Genomic DNA, 15,131 nt, shown 5'->3' on the forward strand with positions numbered 1-15,131 from the left:
TTACGCCTTCGCCTTCGCCTTCGGCATCTGCGAAACCAGCGACAGGTTGACGTCCATGCCTTCCACCTGGAAGTGCGGAACGGCATACAGTTTCACGCGGAAGAAGCCCGGGTTGTCTTCAATGTCTTCCACGATCACTTTCGCATCGCGCAACGGGTGAGACGCCTGCAGGTCGTCGCCCGGATCGGTCATTTCGGTGACCAGCGTGCGTACCCAGGTGTTCAGCTCCAGCTCCAGCAGACGGCGATCTTTGGTGGTGCCGATGTTTTCACGCTGAATGAGTTTCAGGTAATGGGCGATGCGCGACAGCAGGAAGATGTACGGCAGACGCGCGTTGATACGGCTGTTGGCGGTGGCATCGGCGGTGTCGTACAGCGCGGGTTTCTGCGCGGAGTTGGCGGAGAAGAAACAGGAGTAATCGCGGTTTTTGTAGTACGACAACGGAATGAAACCGAGATTGGCGAATTCAAACTCGCGGGTTTCCGGGATCATCACCTCACTCGGGATTTTCACCTGGTTGCCGGTGCCGAGGTCATACAGATGGATAGGCAGGTCCTGCACCGCACCACCGGCCTGTGGGCCACGGATTTGCACACACCAGCCGTTATTGATGAAGCTGCGTACTATGTTGGCGGCAAAGGCGAATGACGCATTGGTCCACAGGTATTTTTCGTGGTCCGGGCCTTTGACTTCTTCCACATAGTTGAAGCTGCGCACCGGTACGGTGTCCGGGCCATATGGCAGGCGACCCAGTACGCGTGGCATGGTCAGGCCGATATAGCGGGAGTCATCGGTATCGCGGAAGGATTTCCACTTGATGTACTCGGCGCGGTCAAAGTAGTTACCGATGTCTTTGATCGCCGCCACCTCTTCCATGGACTCTTTCAGGAAGAATTTCGGGCCGACTGAACCGATAAACGGCATGTGTGCCGCCGCAGAAACTTTGGAGATGTTACGCAGCAATGCCACGTCCTGAGCGGAAGAATCAAACTCGTAGTTGGAAATAACCGAACCAATCGGCTCACCACCCGGCGTGTCATATTCGGCAATGTAGGTGTGCGCATACAGGCCGCTTTGGATGATTTCAGGGGAGTCTTCGAAGTCCTGGCGCAGGTCATCTTTGGAGACATCCAGCACTTCAATTTTCACGTTCTGGCGGAAATCGGTGCGGTCCACCAGGTGCTTCAGGCCGCGCCACGCGGATTCCACTTGCTGGAAGGCTTCGTGATGCATAACGGCGTCAAGCTGGCGGGAAATCTGATGGTCAAGCTGGGCGATGTGGTGATCGAGCAGAGTTTTGTCCAGACGTTCAACGGTCTGTCCGGACTCTTTCAGGCGAGCCATAAAGACCTGGATTGCCGCACTCACGCGCTGATCGGCGGTCACATCGGCCAGGGCTGCGGTGTCCTGATAATCGTTCAGATCGTTAAGGGCAGAAACTGGGGTCAGGTTGATTTTACTGAACAGAGAAGCATACACACCGCCGGGTTGGGCATGCTCAAGCACGGTGGTCTGGCCGGTGACAGAAGAGGCGTTTTCGTTATTGACTGACATAAGCATTATCTCGCATTAATCCGTTAAAAGAGGAGTTACGCCTTCGGCGCCAGGGCATTCAGTTCGTCACGCAACTCATCGCTGAGAGACGGGTCTTTCAGGATACTTTCGAGCTCTTTGCGGAAAGTGACGTTATCAAGCAGGTTGGATTTGAGGTCGCGCAGCAGGTTGCGCATCGCGAGCATGGCACGCAGTTGGGGGATTTGGCGGGCCACCTGTTCTGGTTCAAAATCTTTCATTTCACTGAAAGCCAGTTTGATGTTTTCTTCAGAACCGTCACCGGCCAGGGTATTTTCAACGGTCAGGTTTACGGAAGGGGAAAATTCGGCGAGCACGCTGTTGAAGTTATTTTTGTTAATGTTAATTTTTTCGCGTTCAGATAACGGACGATTTTCCTTGCCGTTACTGTAGTCGCCCATCACCACCAGCTTCAGGGGTAATTCCACTTTCTTTTGTGCGCCACCGGTATGCACATCGAGCTTAATATTTACACGCGCCTTGGGAATTTCATTCTGGAAGGAATTTGACATTTTATTGGACCTTATGAAGGGCGATAGAATACGGTGAGCGTCATTCGCTCACATCAAAAAATGTTAAGTACTAAAACAGACGGGAAGTTTCAGAGAAAGTATCATTGAAAAATAGAAAATGTAATAGTCTCATTTTAAAAATGTGTATTTTAAGAATTTTCATTCACTCACGAAAACATAAATAAAAACGTAAATCCGCAGAGCGTGTCTTATTGCAACAGGTTGATATAAAAATAATTTTATATTTTCACTCTCGAGATTATTTGTAAAACCTAACAACACCAATCTCATTGAAAAATTTCAATAAACAGCAATACATTCATCACGAAAATATTTTACGTAGATTTATATTCATTATCTATAAGAACTAACTCTCTGACATCACCAAAGCTCACAAAATCAAAAATGGAAATTTCATACATTAAAAACTGCATTTACCCATCTCATATTCAGATGCATCTTAAATACTCAACACCGCTAAAACCGATAATATCCGGCGTAACACCGCTGTCAAAAAGCTTTACCACAGGAAAAACGGGGATGTTTTTGACACGGAGGCGGATTAGTTATTAAAAAGTTAACGGCGGAAATATTTGCCGCTGGAAACTGAAAACACGATATATGATGCACCACATGCAGGTCATGGCGTTTCGTTTCCATTCCCATATTGCAGATATTCTTTATGAGAGATACCACTCTAGGCACCCCAAACCACCGCACACGCTGGACACTTGATGAACTCAGCTATGTCGAGCGTCACTATGGTCAGATCCCCACAAAGGCGATTGCCGACAGGTTGGGTCGCACGGTTGTGGCCATCAGACTGACCGCGAAAAGTCTGGGAATCTCAAAAACAATGAAGTTCTGGACCGAGGATGAAAAACACGTAATCCGCACTCGCTACGCCCGGGGTGAAGGCGTTACTCAGGTGAGTAAGCTTCTGCCGGACAGAAAACGCAAGTCCATCTTTGTCAAAGCTCGTGAGATGGGAGTCAGAAGTGCTCGCCTATGGAGTGACGAAGAAATAGCAATTCTGAAGCAATACTATGCAGGGATAGGCGTGAAAGTAAGCAGTTTATTACCTGGTCGGACGGTGGACTCAGTGAAGCTGAAAGCCAATATACTGAAGCTAAAATATCAAGGTGGAATCGAAAATGGTGCCCGTCAACTGGTATGGAGTGTGGAAGAACTGCAGTTACTGAAGCGGCACAACAATTTGACGCTGTCGGAACTGATGAAAATCTTCCCGAACCGTTCGCGATTATCAGTGAAAAAAGCCCGCGAACGGCTGAGAAAATCTCTGTAGCGGTATTCTATCTGTCGGTGATACACATCCCACCGACACTTTCCTTCGCGCTTAAGTTGCCCCGGCGCCCGTCCGTTGTCGGGGCTTTATCGGTATTAACCGGTAGTGGAATTGGCCAGCATCTCCTGCAACTCACGAGATCAGATACCGTATTTACGGTGCCAGCGTACAGCCCACAGAATAATATCACGCCTGAAATGTCAGCTCCTGGATGCCTTCATGGTTTGCAATAGGAGTCCAGCTAACAAGCCCCCCAATAAAGCGCAGCAGCATACCACTTATAGTCAGCAGAAAATCAATGGTTTGGCCGGCAGTATCGTCTGCCCGGTACAGGTATCTCCATGGCCGGTGATTTTGATGCCGGTTTCGTCGATTCGACACAGGCGCCCCAAAGGACGCCTGTGGCCGCGAAAAGCTTTATCCAGCAAAGGAGCCCGGCGAATAACCCAGCGATGAAGCATGGAATAGTCAATCAGAACACCCGCTGCAGCCATCATTTCTTCCTGGCTGCGAAGGCTCAGCGTAAGCCAGATATCAGCGGACGCACAGGGCCATGATATCGGCGGATGATGCAGTCGACGGAGGGCTTTCCGATCAGAGTCAGGGTCAGAAAACGTCACAAAAAGGCAGTATGTAATCTGGATCCGAATTAATGCAGCACAACCATATTTCCAAGAGTTATCTGATTATTGAAACGGAAGGCTGCACAAAACCCGTTTTATGAGTAGGTTACCCGCGTGGATTACAAGTATTAACCTTTCGTTTTTGGTGTATCTCAAAGGATGAAGACTATGGGTATTTTTACGTGGATTGTGTTTGGTCTTATTGCGGGTGTGGTTGCGAAATTTATTATGCCGGGACGTGATGGTGGTGGATTTATTCTCACAAGCATATTGGGAATTGCAGGTGCCGTACTTGGCGGCTGGTTGGCGACCCTATCTGGTATTGGGGGAAGCGTAACTGGATTTAATTTATACAGTTTTTTTATTGCTATAGCGGGAGCACTTGTAGTGCTTTTTATTTTCAAAGTCGTACGAAATAAAAGTAGCTCATAGCGTCTTGATTCAAATAATGCCCGTCTCAATAAGGATGCCGGGTATTTTGAACGACTTCCTGCATGGCGCTGAATTCCGTTTCTCAAACGGAACCCCAGGAGAAGTAGTTATGAAAAAAATAAAAGCCTTACCATCCATTACGCTGATTATGTCATTAATTACGGCATCAACTGCATTTGCAAATTCAGATGAAATTCAAGACTTAGGATTAAAAGCAGGCCGTGGAGATGCAGCGGCAAATCTCGAACTGGCTAAGCGTTTTGAAAGTGGTGATGGCATAGAGAAGAATCTTGGTCAGGAATACTTTTATTACAGTCGAGCCATTCATTTTGGGAAATCAGAAGAAGCCCGTAAGCTATTTGATGCCCTTCGTAGCCGTTATAGCGAAATAGAAGCACAAGCCAAATCAGGCAATTTAAAAGCACAGTACGATTTTGCTACAATACTGGCAGCAGATTCTAGTTATGAAAACATTTATCCGCGCCGTAATAAGCCCAAATCTATTGACTGGTATCAGCGTGCAGCCAAACAGGGATATCGACCAGCCCAGAAAGCACTAGCTGCAGTTTATGCCAGAGGTGAACTTGGAAAGCCAGACACCGAAGAATCCCTGTATTGGTATTCTACATGCGCACAATCAGGTAGCGCCAGCGATCAGCTGGAATTAGCCGAATGTTAGGACTCCGTTTTCCATGCGGCTCCCCTGCGACAGCGAATAGCATCACTTAAGTTTCCGATTTATGCCTTATCCCCATGTGATCGATACGGCAGCACCATTTGATATTATGGTCCCACCCGGCAGTTTCGTTGATTTCCAATGTCCCTGATGCAATAAGATCATCTCTATTGCCGAATTCATCAAAGTCTATCTCTGTTATAGAAACATTTATTCCAACAGTAAATTCAACAAAGTTAACTACTACGTTCTTCCTGAGATTATTCCTAGAAAACAGGATTAAATTCAGCTCTAGTAGTTCATTAAAATTCACTAAAAATTCCATCTCAATATTCATTTGTTATCTTATTCCACGTAATATGGAAGGATTCCGGGGCCAGGATCAAGCCCGAACGCAGACACCCGAGGAATGAAAAAAAATAAAATAGACCATCATTTTTTCATTTTTAGAATTTACTCCATTACCAAATGTAAGATTGTCATTTTGCACTAGGTATTCCGTGGTTGGACAGAACAACCGGAATGTCCAATCAGTGAAGAATTGCCCACATGCCGATGCAAATGCAAAATAAACCACCCAATAAAACTGTCAGAGTCTCAGACCAGTAGTGCCAAGGCTGATCCACCTTCCTGTAGATATATTTTTTATTCGTAAAACGGTAGCGTCCGTGAAATTCACCGTTCAACAATGAACTTCCTCCCCAGCTCAGGCACCCACAACCAGAGATGATCAAAAAACAATAGGCGACGGTATCAGACATCAATTTTTCCTTACTGTGGACAGAATCACCTGAACGTCCAATGTGGCGCGGGAATTAACAGGAAAGAGGTTCCGGTGCCAGGATCAAGCCCGAACGCAGACACCGGAGCGCCAAAGTGCGGCGCTCCTCCAGTTTACCAGGTCGCCGTCCACAGTGCGGGAAAAACTTGTTCAGATAATTTGTAACGGTCGAAGTGGCAGAACGGATTGGCCATCGTGCTTAATGCACAGCCGGCGTTTGTTTGTTTTGTTGTTTTACAGTGAGTTAGCGGTTTTTTGTGACGGGAAGTATCGGTGATTATATGTGATGGTATCAGTAACTGCGGTGCGCTGTGTGAAATCTGAAAGGCTGCGGAAAGGTCTGGAGGCGAGATTTTACGTAGAACGGGCAGAAGAAAGGCCGCGAATGCGATCCTGGTTAACAAAATCTTCCGGTTATACCTAATCATCCAATATGATTTTAATGTCACATTCTTTTTCAGTAAAATACGCAACGGAATTTCCCTGTGAATCAGCGCGTCCTGAATAATTTAACGTCTCATTGCATGCATTTATAGTATAAAGCACATGAGGCATCGGTTTTGACTCCTCATCCTGGATTCTGAAAAAATTATAATATTTACCTTTACCAACAGGTTTTAAAAACACCCATGTCACTTTACTATTTCGGCTGTCAGGTTTGATTAATAATTCAGTCGTTTGATCACCATCAGTGAAATTAGCTAAAACCGTATATTCATTAATTAATGTGCCATTTCCTCCAGCATTAACAATAACCCCCCCTTCAACTTGAACTACGTAGCGCTCTTCATTAAAAATATCAAGATCATATTTCGTGGATGCCGGGATTTTAACTATGTCACGCTGATAATAGTATGCCGAATACAAAATGCCAAACAGCAGTAACAAAAAACCGATAATTCTTTTCATTTTATCTCTCTGAATGCTGCATCAGTCTTTTTGGCATTTGGATTTATGCAAGACCATATAGCTGTCAATAACCCCAGGAACCAGAATATGCAACTCGATAACTGAAAATTAGCCACGGTTTCAGAACATTCTACGCCACATCCACTGCCACTAACACCCATTCCAACAGCCATGAAACTAATAAATAAGGTTAATAATGCAAGTATAACGAAAAGAATTGTCAGTGCTATCTTTGTACGTTTTTTCATAGTTAAACCTTGATTTCAGTCAAACTTTTACTTTTGACCGCCTATATGTAGTGGTGTCAATATACCAAGCCAGATCCATGACCGCCAGCAGAACTGGGAAGGAAATAGAGCTATTAGCCTCCCCTCAAAATAAGAGCTTCTGCGGAATTTGAAACTGACATTTCTACTCATTAAAAAATATTTCTGAGTGAATATCATTTATTTTACCAGACCAGATCCTGCACCACCATCAAACCTGGACAGAAGTTGCCACCCTGTCCAGGAGTCGGAAATAGAGGGTTACCCAGCGTGTTTTGTATTGCAGTGATCAGTCATTGTGATTCACTTTTTTATTTTTGCCAGGAGATATGATTGCTATTACAGCCATCACTAATGCAAGCACCAAAAAAACAAGACCGGCATTCTGGAAGAACTCCATGTTGGCAGAGCACTGAGCGCCACAACCGCTTCCACTGACACTTAGCCCGGCAATCATCAGACTTAAAAATCTGCTGATTAATGAGAGTGCCAGAAAAAGCGCCGCAATCAGAACCATCACCACTCGTCTGCTCATAAATCAATATCCTTTTAGTTGAAAATCAGCTTCCTGTTGATATCTTACCATTCCATCGGCCCCCAAATCCCCATATTGGGATTTGGTCGATCTTCCAAATTCATTCTGGCCAGGTTTCTTCCCCGCGCTTGAAAACATCTCGATTATAGCACTCAAAAATACTCTTCTGGCAGGCTTTATCAAGATAATGCAATGCTGTTTGTCTATTTTTTATAACCCCCTCACCTCTGTTATACATTAATGATATACCACTAAAAGCACTTGCCTGAAGATCTCCATAGGGTATTTTTGCTGCATCATTAAATAGTTTCATTGCTTTTGAATAATCAGGAGTTGCGTTGTTAGATAAATCGTACGCTTGTGAAAGCATTGCGTATCCATTACCTTTGTCGGCAAGTTTGTTAATTTCCACTCTGTACTTGTTGTCATAATTTCCGTTTTTCATTTTATATTCAAGCACACTGACCAGACCTTTTTGCGCCTCTGGAAAACCAAGTTCTATGGCTTTTTCGTAATACTTGTATGCCAAATCCGGATCTGATTTTAGAACCAATCCAGCAAGCATTGACCAACTTTCAGGGTATCCTTTCTGCGTAGATGCATCAATTAATTGACGAGCTTTCTTGAAATCAGTTTTTGTACCTAAACCGTTATAATACATAACAGCAAGATAAAGCTGGGCGGAGGGGTCACCTGCATCAGAGGATGTTTGTAGTGCCGCAAATGCTTGTGCGAATAGTTTTTTAGCTAATTCATTATCGGGGGCTACCGTGTAGTTAGTAAGATCTTCATCCGCATTTTCGTACATTAAACCCATTTCAAATAACGAAAGACCATTTCCAGAATTTTTAAAATAGTCAAGTGCCTTAAAGTTGTTAACATCGACACCATTACCCTTTAAATACTTCACCCCCTGCTTATAATCGCTATCATCTGACAGCATTGTGGCAAATACAGGATGGCTAAAAATAGTAAAAGCTATAAAACAGTAAGGTAATTTCATTTAATATCCTTTTTGTTAACGCGTTGTCGTATTGGGTTAGAATGGGAAGTTCTCCCCTTCATTGATTACTTCTTTGCTAGCGCAGGGCTGAATACAAAGAACATCCGGGTATCGCGGTTATTAAGCAATGAACAATTATTCATGTGGTCATAAGCATGATGAAAATAACTGCCCAGGAAATGAAAAAACCTACCAAGAAAGCACATCCAGTATATTGCCACTTCATTTTACGTAATAATGCACATATGACCGTAGCTATCAGTGTAAACCCAGCCCCCCACATTGATGCCCAGATAGTTATTACCAGAAAAATATCAACCCAGGTTATGTCCATCTTATACCTTGTGATGCGGAGATAATCCATGTATCAGAATGCGGTGTTTGAAGCCCAATGGTATGGAATTAAAATCATACGGTTGGGGTTCACCTCCTTACACCAGTCGAAATGCTTTACCACCGGGCTTATCAATACCCATTTTCCTCTGAGTCGCATCAACTGCCCGGCGGACATCACCAAAATTATCGAGCAGCATCGGCGGCCGTGCCGCCTGTCGCAGGCACTTATTACGTCGCTCGCTGATCCACACTCGCTCACCAGGGGACAGGTGTTCGTCAAAAACAACTAGCCAGCGCGCTGCAGCTCGTCGCCATAACCCCGCTTTTTCTAGGGTTTCGGCTATCTCATCTGAGACAAATTCGATTTTTGGTACGGGTTTACTGGGCACAGGAACCTCTCGCTTCTATAATCATGCGTGAAAATTATACTACGACAAGCTATTAAATTTCATATTATCAATGTGTTATCTGTTTTTTATTTATCCGAAACAGATGCGAGAGGTAAGATTGGATTTTTTCGGGGGATGTTGCTGGTTTACAGATATATTCAGTCCGTTATTTATTCCTCCCCGTTAAACAGACAGCCACTTCTTTTAATGGTGGCACACGATATGCTTACCGTCAGGACACCCAGTTTGTAAAGGGTTGAAATCTTTTAATATTCAATCTGCCAATGCACGAGTAATATTTGTAATATCATTCTTATATATTAGTGAATACGCACTAAACTTGGGTGAAAATCAGTAAAGGGTGATGATACCAGAGCCATTTAAGATGAAAAAAAGAAGAAACAGACTCGATGATGTCGAAGTTAAATTTGCTGTTATCGCGGCAATATCTGTTTTCCTGTTCATCCTGTTTATTGGCTTTCCGGCTCCGTCGTATTAGGGCAGTTTGGCTATCGGAAATCATCGAGGAATTTTTTCTCCTCCGGTGTTAATGATGTCATTCGTGCCATAACACCTCCCGATAAAAAATGCTGTTAACCTGAAATGAGAAAATAGCCATCATAGAGCTTTTAATAAGAGACCAGTTGCCTGTATTGTGATGTATGTATTATCGGAATCATCATTCCGTTGCATAACGATTCGTTAAAATTACTCCCAAACCAGGCTGTGTTCTGAATGCCACCAGGCGATATGGGGTGCCCACAGACATTGATGGGACACAGGGATCTTAACTATGTCATACTGACAATGGCATGCCGAATAAAAAAGCAGTAACAAAAGCCAGGCAATTCATTTCATTTTACATCTCCGTACATTCCATCAATCTATTTTAGTATTTGAGGTTAAGCGGGATTATATAATTACCTGATCCGCCAGGCCCCTGAATATGTAATCCCATGCAGAAAATGATGGAAATAGCTTTCATTTCAATATTCACACGCATTACAAAATGTAATGCGCTTCAGTATGAATAATACATAGAAAATTAATGCTGCATCCTTTTTAACATTAGTCATTGTAAAAAACTTACTGAGTATACGGTGGCAATCTATCTATTTTATTTAAATTCAATGAATGAACAATTTCTTTTACAGAATGAATACATTATGCTAATACATTGATAAAAATGAAGAATGAACCTGGGCAGAATCTCAAATCAGGAGCGTAAATCACGAGAGAAGAGTTTCCGGTGCCTGGATCAAGCCAGAACGCAGACACCGGAGCGCCGATCAGCGACGCCAGAATAGTTTAGCAAAAATCGAGCCCCGAATTTTCTGTATTATTCATCTGAACAGAACAACGTAAATTTTCAGAGCTTACATTTACCTCTCAGCAGCTTCACGGTCCAAACCAATCCTCAGCAACTGCCTCCACAACCAACCAGTAGCAAAATCCAATCAGGTGTTTTTTAGTGAACACAGGATAAATTTTAGAAATATGTGAGGGGAATGATTATATACCAGAGCCGTTTTAGATGAAAAAAAGAAAAAACAGACTCAATGATGTTGAAGTTACAGTTGTCGTCCCAGCATGTGTATTACTGTTTATTGGTTTTTCAGTTCCATCGCATTAGTAACAGCTAACAGGATGCTGATATTGAGACACTACGCCGAAACCTCCGAAATTACGGTCATCAGGAATTAGTGTTATTTAATCCTGTTTCCCATATGCGATTATGGGCTATGGAAAGCAATGAAAAAAATGACCATATCCAGCTCGCAACTTTAGTTCATCGGCCTACCACTGGCAGGGTCGAGATTTTCTTTGCGGCTTAATTTTTTAATCAGCGCTTCCGGCGGCTTTGCTACCGCAATGATCGTGTTTTTTTGCTGCGGTAATATACCATCCCATTCGGGAAGTGGTGCGGGCGGTAGTGGTACATACTTGTTTACGTCCGGAATGATTACCCCGGAGACAACGAAATTATCTTGATTGGAGATTAAAAACTGAAAATAGAATTCATAACGTTTTGCTCGTTCCAGGTCCGGTTTGATATTTAATTTTTTGCGTGTTTTATTTTCATTACCCACTATATGGCTTATTGGCTGTCCCTGGAATATACCTTCTAATAAAATAGCGGATCGGGTTGAACCGGCAGCAACGCCGCGTTGTAATAACGGTATGATGCTATCATCTGTTCCATATCGTAACTCAATTGCAGCGGCATCACCCCACGCGCTTTGATGTCCTTGACTCGCAGCACACAGGTAGAGTTCTTTTGCACGCAACCAGGCGTTTTTAGGTGGGCTGGGGATCGCAATTTTGCTGATAATCTGGCTATCATCAAGATACTCTGCGAGCTTATATTGTCCTTCCGCACTCCCCGCCTTTGCCGCCAGATAGTAATAAGCTGCAGCTTCGGCAGACCTCCATTGTTGCGCTAGTTCTCCCGCTTTTTCTAAATAACCGTTAGCCGTTTTTTGTTGCAGGAGTTGATCTTTAAGTTGCGCTATCTCATCGTCGCGCTGGCGTCTTCTGTCTGTTGACATATTGCTGTAATAACCGCTATCTGGTCGATATTTATATAAAAGATTAATGAGTGCTGTATAAGCAGGATAATAGCCTTCAGCCACGGCAATACGGTAGTAACGAGCTATTGCGGTGAAATCACCTTCCTCTTTGGAAAATGATTCTGGGGCCTGATATTCCAGGTACTGTCCATAGCGAAAGATTGATTCAACTTCTTTACTAGTGGGAGTGATTTGTTCATGAGTACAGGTAAAAGAGTCTGTATTGCGTAACTCTCTCAGCGTCTGATCAATTTCCGCCTGGGTGAGACTGCTGGCCTGAACCTGACAAACAAGAGTAAGCAGAGCCATTGTGATGAAATAGCGGATTCTCTTAATCGTTGCCATCGTTTGGTCCTTAATATGCTCATCCCTGAAAATATGTTACCGCTATCGGCATAAATAGCACTGAAAAAGCCTTTTTTAGAAACAGCCGCTCAGAGTCTTACAGCATCATCACATGGCATGGTGGGAAAAAGCTGAGATTTGACGACATTTGTCACAGTTCAGCCCAGCTTAAGCGGACAACCGATAAAAGGTAAAACATCCGGCACTGTCGCGAAGGTCTATTTTTCAGAAAATTTCCCAGATGGGTTAACACAACGCGCCGGGGAAATATTCTGTGGTGAAACGTTGCAACAGTGCCTGTTAATGCGACGTCGCCTGTCAGGCTACGCCATGGATCTGAGCCTTACCGTTATGCAGGAAGCAGGTTTTGGTGAAGAGAGTCAAATCGACAAAGTTGGGCAGCCGAATGTCCTGAATATCCGGCAGTCTTTTTCTTTCAGGATCAAATGACCTGTCAACCTGTGAAATGAATGCAACTATAACACCCGTTTTGCTGGCGAAATCACCCAGCGCGGTAATTTGCTCCGATAGCTCAGGCTTGTTACGCTGCTGGTCGAGTAGCTGAAGATAATCAACTACAACGATGCTTCCTCGTGGGGAACCTGACAAATGGCGGATGATGAAATTTGCGCAGATTTCGTCTGAGGTGACAATATCAAGTGAGTCGCCAATACCGGGTGTGTCTTTTTCTAAAGACCTGATGTGTGTCCTGGCCTGGCGTTCCGTAAGTTCCAGGGTGAAGAATATCGCTTTCCGGCCATATCGGGCTGCATCAATTAAAAGCTGAAGCCCAAGAGTGGTCTTGCCATGCCCCGGACGACCAGCGACCAGCAGCAGGTCCCCATAATCCAGCCGGGACAATAACATTTCTGACAGCGAAAGCGCTGCAACGTGTGATGAGAGCAAACTCCATTGCGCAAATCCTTCTTCGCGCGCAATCTGATCCAGAGCTTTGTGCAGGGGGACATTATTATTCCGGGCAATCAATTTAGCCCGACGTTTCAACAGGAATAAGGGGGCAGAAAGTTTCATCAAAGGACCTCCACTCCGAGCCAAAGACGCAACCCCTCCTTATGCGACGCTCGAACGAATGGTTCGATGATTATGGTGTAACCCTGCATGTTAAATACTTCCCCTTCAGGAGGGAGGAGGCGTGGGCTAAGCCTTGATTCCGACGATTTTAGCAAGCAGTATACTTCGTCGCAAGCCCCGACGAACCCTACCGTTTGCTGCAAAAAGTTGCTCCGCATGATGCATAAAGGACAATATCAGTGTGCGAGCGGCTGGCAATAATGCAACAGCCCCCTGCACAGTATCCCCTGTCATTGTAAAAGGAAGAGCCAGGGATGAGACTTCGCGAAAGTTCTTTTCGTCTTTTTCGGCCAACCCATCAACGGCGAAAAGGTTGCGGTTTTGACCAGGAATACTCGGATTCCTGACGCTCGTCATCCCGCTCAAGCTGTTTTTTAGCCGCATACCTGGCGGCTTGTATCTGCACCCTCGCCCGGTTAAGCACAATGTGCCTGGTCGGCAGATTGAGTTTCTTTCCTGTCGCCCGCTCAGCTTCAGCTACTGCATCATCGAGGAATTTTTTCTCCTCCGGTGTTAATGATGTCATTCGTGCCATAAAACCTCTCGATAGAAAAATGCTGTCATCCGCGTCCGAAACCAATCGATTACGGACCCCACGTTGATTGTCATTCGCGGACAGCCTGAACGATTCGTACATTTCTTACGTCCGGTGAAGCGAAATCGCTCGTTATGCTGAACATACGTAACGTAACAAAATATTCGCTTTCCACGCGGCCACCACAAAGAATCATCCGAACCTAATCTTCAGTGTGCACTAAATACTTCACCGCTTTATTATTACGTTTGAGTTTAGCCAGACTCTCAGGAAGTTGCCCAAACCCTGTGACGTCAAATTCAGGTAACACGATCGCGCCGCGCCCTATTTCCGCCAGCAAAAACTGCCCGGCACGGACTAATTCAGCCCACTGGAGATCGTCCCCGTACTGATGCATCGCGCCAAGGGCAATTTCATGTACAGAGATACAAGTACTGAACGCTGCTAACGGAGTTCTGCTAACCCTGTCCTGAACACACACAAGATGCCCATAATAGCCCAACAGTGGTGCCAGGGTTGCTGTATGTTCACCACTGACCATATCCAGAGCAGCATACAGCGACTGCCCGCCTAATTGTTGTCTCAGTTGCTGATGCCAGTGGTGGTCTTTATAGTCAAATGCATGAATGACGCCCCATAGTTTTAAGCGGTCATGATTCACTCTGCTGGCAGTGACATACACCTGTGCGCCCTGTGCAATGAGCAATTGAGTCAGAATAGATCCCACAGAACCGCCAGCACCGCTGACCAGTACTCGCTTACCTTTCAGTTCAGGTAACTTTTTCATCGCCTGCCACGCAGTCAGCCCAGGACAAGGCAGCGCGGCGGCGGCCAGATCGCTTATACTGTCAGGAACAGGGATCACCGCCTTGGCAGAAACAAGGGTATGGTGGCTAAAACTCCCATGCTCCCGCAAGCTGGTGTGATAGCACACACGGGAGCCGACCCGTAGATGGTTCACTCTGGAGCCAACTGCAACAATCACCCCCATTCCATCAACACCAGGGATATGACCCGATTCCCACAAGTTAGAAGGCTGTTCAATAAACTTCCAGTCAACAGGATTCAGGCCAGCCACTCTGTTAGCCACCAACACCTGATGAGCATCCGGTTGAGAAATACGGGTAACAGTTTGAATTAAACCAGTAGGTTCACCTGGCTGGCTCCAGCGCCACGCTGAGTTCTGCTTTTGCATTAACGTTGTCCTTTGTTTTTACGTTCTTAATATACATTTCCATTAAATTAGGCT

At 45.0% G+C, this 15,131-nt stretch carries 16 protein-coding genes and 1 pseudogene; 3 read left to right on the plus strand and 14 right to left on the minus strand.

Annotated elements, in window-relative coordinates; genetic code table 11:
* Positions 1-1,560, minus strand: a complete 1,560-nt coding sequence (gene tssC, locus RHD99_RS13860; RefSeq protein WP_309874564.1) for a type VI secretion system contractile sheath large subunit — start codon at positions 1,558-1,560, stop codon at positions 1-3.
* Positions 1,561-1,589: 29 nt separating this feature from the next.
* Positions 1,590-2,084, minus strand: a complete 495-nt coding sequence (tssB, locus tag RHD99_RS13865; RefSeq protein WP_309874565.1) for a type VI secretion system contractile sheath small subunit — start codon at positions 2,082-2,084, stop codon at positions 1,590-1,592.
* 682 nt (positions 2,085-2,766) lie between these two features.
* Between tssB and RHD99_RS13870 the strand changes: the two genes are divergently transcribed.
* Positions 2,767-3,390: a hypothetical protein gene (locus RHD99_RS13870; RefSeq protein WP_309874567.1), complete on the plus strand. Its 624-nt coding sequence runs from the start codon at positions 2,767-2,769 to the stop codon at positions 3,388-3,390.
* A gap of 282 nt (positions 3,391-3,672) precedes the next feature.
* Here the strand turns inward: RHD99_RS13870 and RHD99_RS13875 are convergent.
* Positions 3,673-4,010 (minus strand): annotated as a pseudogene (locus RHD99_RS13875) (DDE-type integrase/transposase/recombinase); the annotation flags it as partial.
* Between the two features lie 171 nt (positions 4,011-4,181).
* On the opposite strand from RHD99_RS13875, the gene RHD99_RS13880 reads away from it, so the two are divergent.
* Both RHD99_RS13880 and RHD99_RS13885 read left to right on the plus strand, forming a co-directional pair.
* A complete protein-coding gene (locus tag RHD99_RS13880; RefSeq protein WP_309874569.1) occupies positions 4,182-4,445 on the plus strand; it encodes a GlsB/YeaQ/YmgE family stress response membrane protein in 264 nt (87 codons plus the stop codon).
* Positions 4,446-4,554: 109 nt separating this feature from the next.
* On the plus strand, positions 4,555-5,124 hold the full coding sequence (locus RHD99_RS13885) for a tetratricopeptide repeat protein (protein WP_309874570.1): 570 nt from the start codon (positions 4,555-4,557) through the stop codon (positions 5,122-5,124).
* 46 nt (positions 5,125-5,170) lie between these two features.
* Here RHD99_RS13885 and RHD99_RS13890 read toward each other — a convergent pair whose 3' ends face one another.
* From RHD99_RS13890 to RHD99_RS13940, 11 genes are all read right to left on the minus strand, one after another.
* A complete protein-coding gene (locus RHD99_RS13890; RefSeq protein WP_309874572.1) occupies positions 5,171-5,446 on the minus strand; it encodes a hypothetical protein in 276 nt (91 codons plus the stop codon).
* Positions 5,447-5,651: 205 nt separating this feature from the next.
* Entirely contained in the window at positions 5,652-5,882 is a 231-nt protein-coding gene (locus RHD99_RS13895) for a hypothetical protein (RefSeq protein WP_309874574.1), read from the minus strand.
* A 440-nt stretch (positions 5,883-6,322) separates the two neighbouring features.
* On the minus strand, positions 6,323-6,811 hold the full coding sequence (locus RHD99_RS13900; protein WP_309874576.1) for a hypothetical protein: 489 nt from the start codon (positions 6,809-6,811) through the stop codon (positions 6,323-6,325).
* A complete protein-coding gene (locus RHD99_RS13905) occupies positions 6,808-7,059 on the minus strand; it encodes a hypothetical protein (RefSeq protein WP_309874578.1) in 252 nt (83 codons plus the stop codon). Before RHD99_RS13905 ends, RHD99_RS13900 begins: the two co-directional genes overlap by 4 nt.
* A 307-nt stretch (positions 7,060-7,366) precedes the next feature.
* Positions 7,367-7,612, minus strand: a complete 246-nt coding sequence (locus tag RHD99_RS13910; RefSeq protein ID WP_309874580.1) for a hypothetical protein — start codon at positions 7,610-7,612, stop codon at positions 7,367-7,369.
* Positions 7,613-7,712: 100 nt separating this feature from the next.
* Positions 7,713-8,615 (minus strand): tetratricopeptide repeat protein, encoded by a 903-nt coding sequence (locus tag RHD99_RS13915; RefSeq protein ID WP_309874582.1) that lies wholly within the window; start codon positions 8,613-8,615, stop codon positions 7,713-7,715.
* Between the two features lie 431 nt (positions 8,616-9,046).
* A complete protein-coding gene (locus tag RHD99_RS13920) occupies positions 9,047-9,340 on the minus strand; it encodes a PerC family transcriptional regulator (RefSeq protein ID WP_309874584.1) in 294 nt (97 codons plus the stop codon).
* 1,784 nt (positions 9,341-11,124) lie between these two features.
* A complete protein-coding gene (locus RHD99_RS13925; RefSeq protein ID WP_309874586.1) occupies positions 11,125-12,255 on the minus strand; it encodes a DUF6396 domain-containing protein in 1,131 nt (376 codons plus the stop codon).
* A 318-nt stretch (positions 12,256-12,573) separates the two neighbouring features.
* The gene (locus RHD99_RS13930) at positions 12,574-13,287 is read right to left on the minus strand and encodes a DNA helicase (protein WP_309874588.1); all 714 of its coding nucleotides are present in this window, start codon (positions 13,285-13,287) and stop codon (positions 12,574-12,576) included.
* Positions 13,288-13,645: 358 nt separating this feature from the next.
* Positions 13,646-13,873: a hypothetical protein gene (locus RHD99_RS13935; protein WP_309874589.1), complete on the minus strand. Its 228-nt coding sequence runs from the start codon at positions 13,871-13,873 to the stop codon at positions 13,646-13,648.
* Positions 13,874-14,084: 211 nt separating this feature from the next.
* The gene (locus tag RHD99_RS13940; protein ID WP_309874591.1) at positions 14,085-15,077 is read right to left on the minus strand and encodes an alcohol dehydrogenase catalytic domain-containing protein; all 993 of its coding nucleotides are present in this window, start codon (positions 15,075-15,077) and stop codon (positions 14,085-14,087) included.
* Between the last annotated feature and the right edge of the window lie 54 nt (positions 15,078-15,131).

Origin of the sequence: Buttiauxella selenatireducens (assembly GCF_031432975.1) — a bacterium.
GTDB lineage: Bacteria > Pseudomonadota > Gammaproteobacteria > Enterobacterales > Enterobacteriaceae > Buttiauxella > Buttiauxella selenatireducens.

Excerpts from the sequence above, each read along its gene's own strand:
- RHD99_RS13885 (WP_309874570.1), top strand. The coding sequence starts at position 4,555 with ATGAAAAAAATAAAAGCCTTACCATCCATTACGCTGATTATGTCATTA.
- RHD99_RS13940 (WP_309874591.1), bottom strand. The coding sequence starts at position 15,077 with ATGCAAAAGCAGAACTCAGCGTGGCGCTGGAGCCAGCCAGGTGAACCT.
- RHD99_RS13910 (WP_309874580.1), bottom strand. The coding sequence starts at position 7,612 with ATGAGCAGACGAGTGGTGATGGTTCTGATTGCGGCGCTTTTTCTGGCA.
- RHD99_RS13915 (WP_309874582.1), bottom strand. The coding sequence starts at position 8,615 with ATGAAATTACCTTACTGTTTTATAGCTTTTACTATTTTTAGCCATCCT.
- RHD99_RS13905 (WP_309874578.1), bottom strand. The coding sequence starts at position 7,059 with ATGAAAAAACGTACAAAGATAGCACTGACAATTCTTTTCGTTATACTT.
- RHD99_RS13870 (WP_309874567.1), top strand. The coding sequence starts at position 2,767 with ATGAGAGATACCACTCTAGGCACCCCAAACCACCGCACACGCTGGACA.
- RHD99_RS13925 (WP_309874586.1), bottom strand. The coding sequence starts at position 12,255 with ATGGCAACGATTAAGAGAATCCGCTATTTCATCACAATGGCTCTGCTT.
- RHD99_RS13890 (WP_309874572.1), bottom strand. The coding sequence starts at position 5,446 with ATGGAATTTTTAGTGAATTTTAATGAACTACTAGAGCTGAATTTAATC.
- RHD99_RS13935 (WP_309874589.1), bottom strand. The coding sequence starts at position 13,873 with ATGACATCATTAACACCGGAGGAGAAAAAATTCCTCGATGATGCAGTA.
- RHD99_RS13880 (WP_309874569.1), top strand. The coding sequence starts at position 4,182 with ATGGGTATTTTTACGTGGATTGTGTTTGGTCTTATTGCGGGTGTGGTT.
- RHD99_RS13900 (WP_309874576.1), bottom strand. The coding sequence starts at position 6,811 with ATGAAAAGAATTATCGGTTTTTTGTTACTGCTGTTTGGCATTTTGTAT.
- RHD99_RS13930 (WP_309874588.1), bottom strand. The coding sequence starts at position 13,287 with ATGAAACTTTCTGCCCCCTTATTCCTGTTGAAACGTCGGGCTAAATTG.
- tssC (WP_309874564.1), bottom strand. The coding sequence starts at position 1,560 with ATGCTTATGTCAGTCAATAACGAAAACGCCTCTTCTGTCACCGGCCAG.
- RHD99_RS13895 (WP_309874574.1), bottom strand. The coding sequence starts at position 5,882 with ATGTCTGATACCGTCGCCTATTGTTTTTTGATCATCTCTGGTTGTGGG.
- tssB (WP_309874565.1), bottom strand. The coding sequence starts at position 2,084 with ATGTCAAATTCCTTCCAGAATGAAATTCCCAAGGCGCGTGTAAATATT.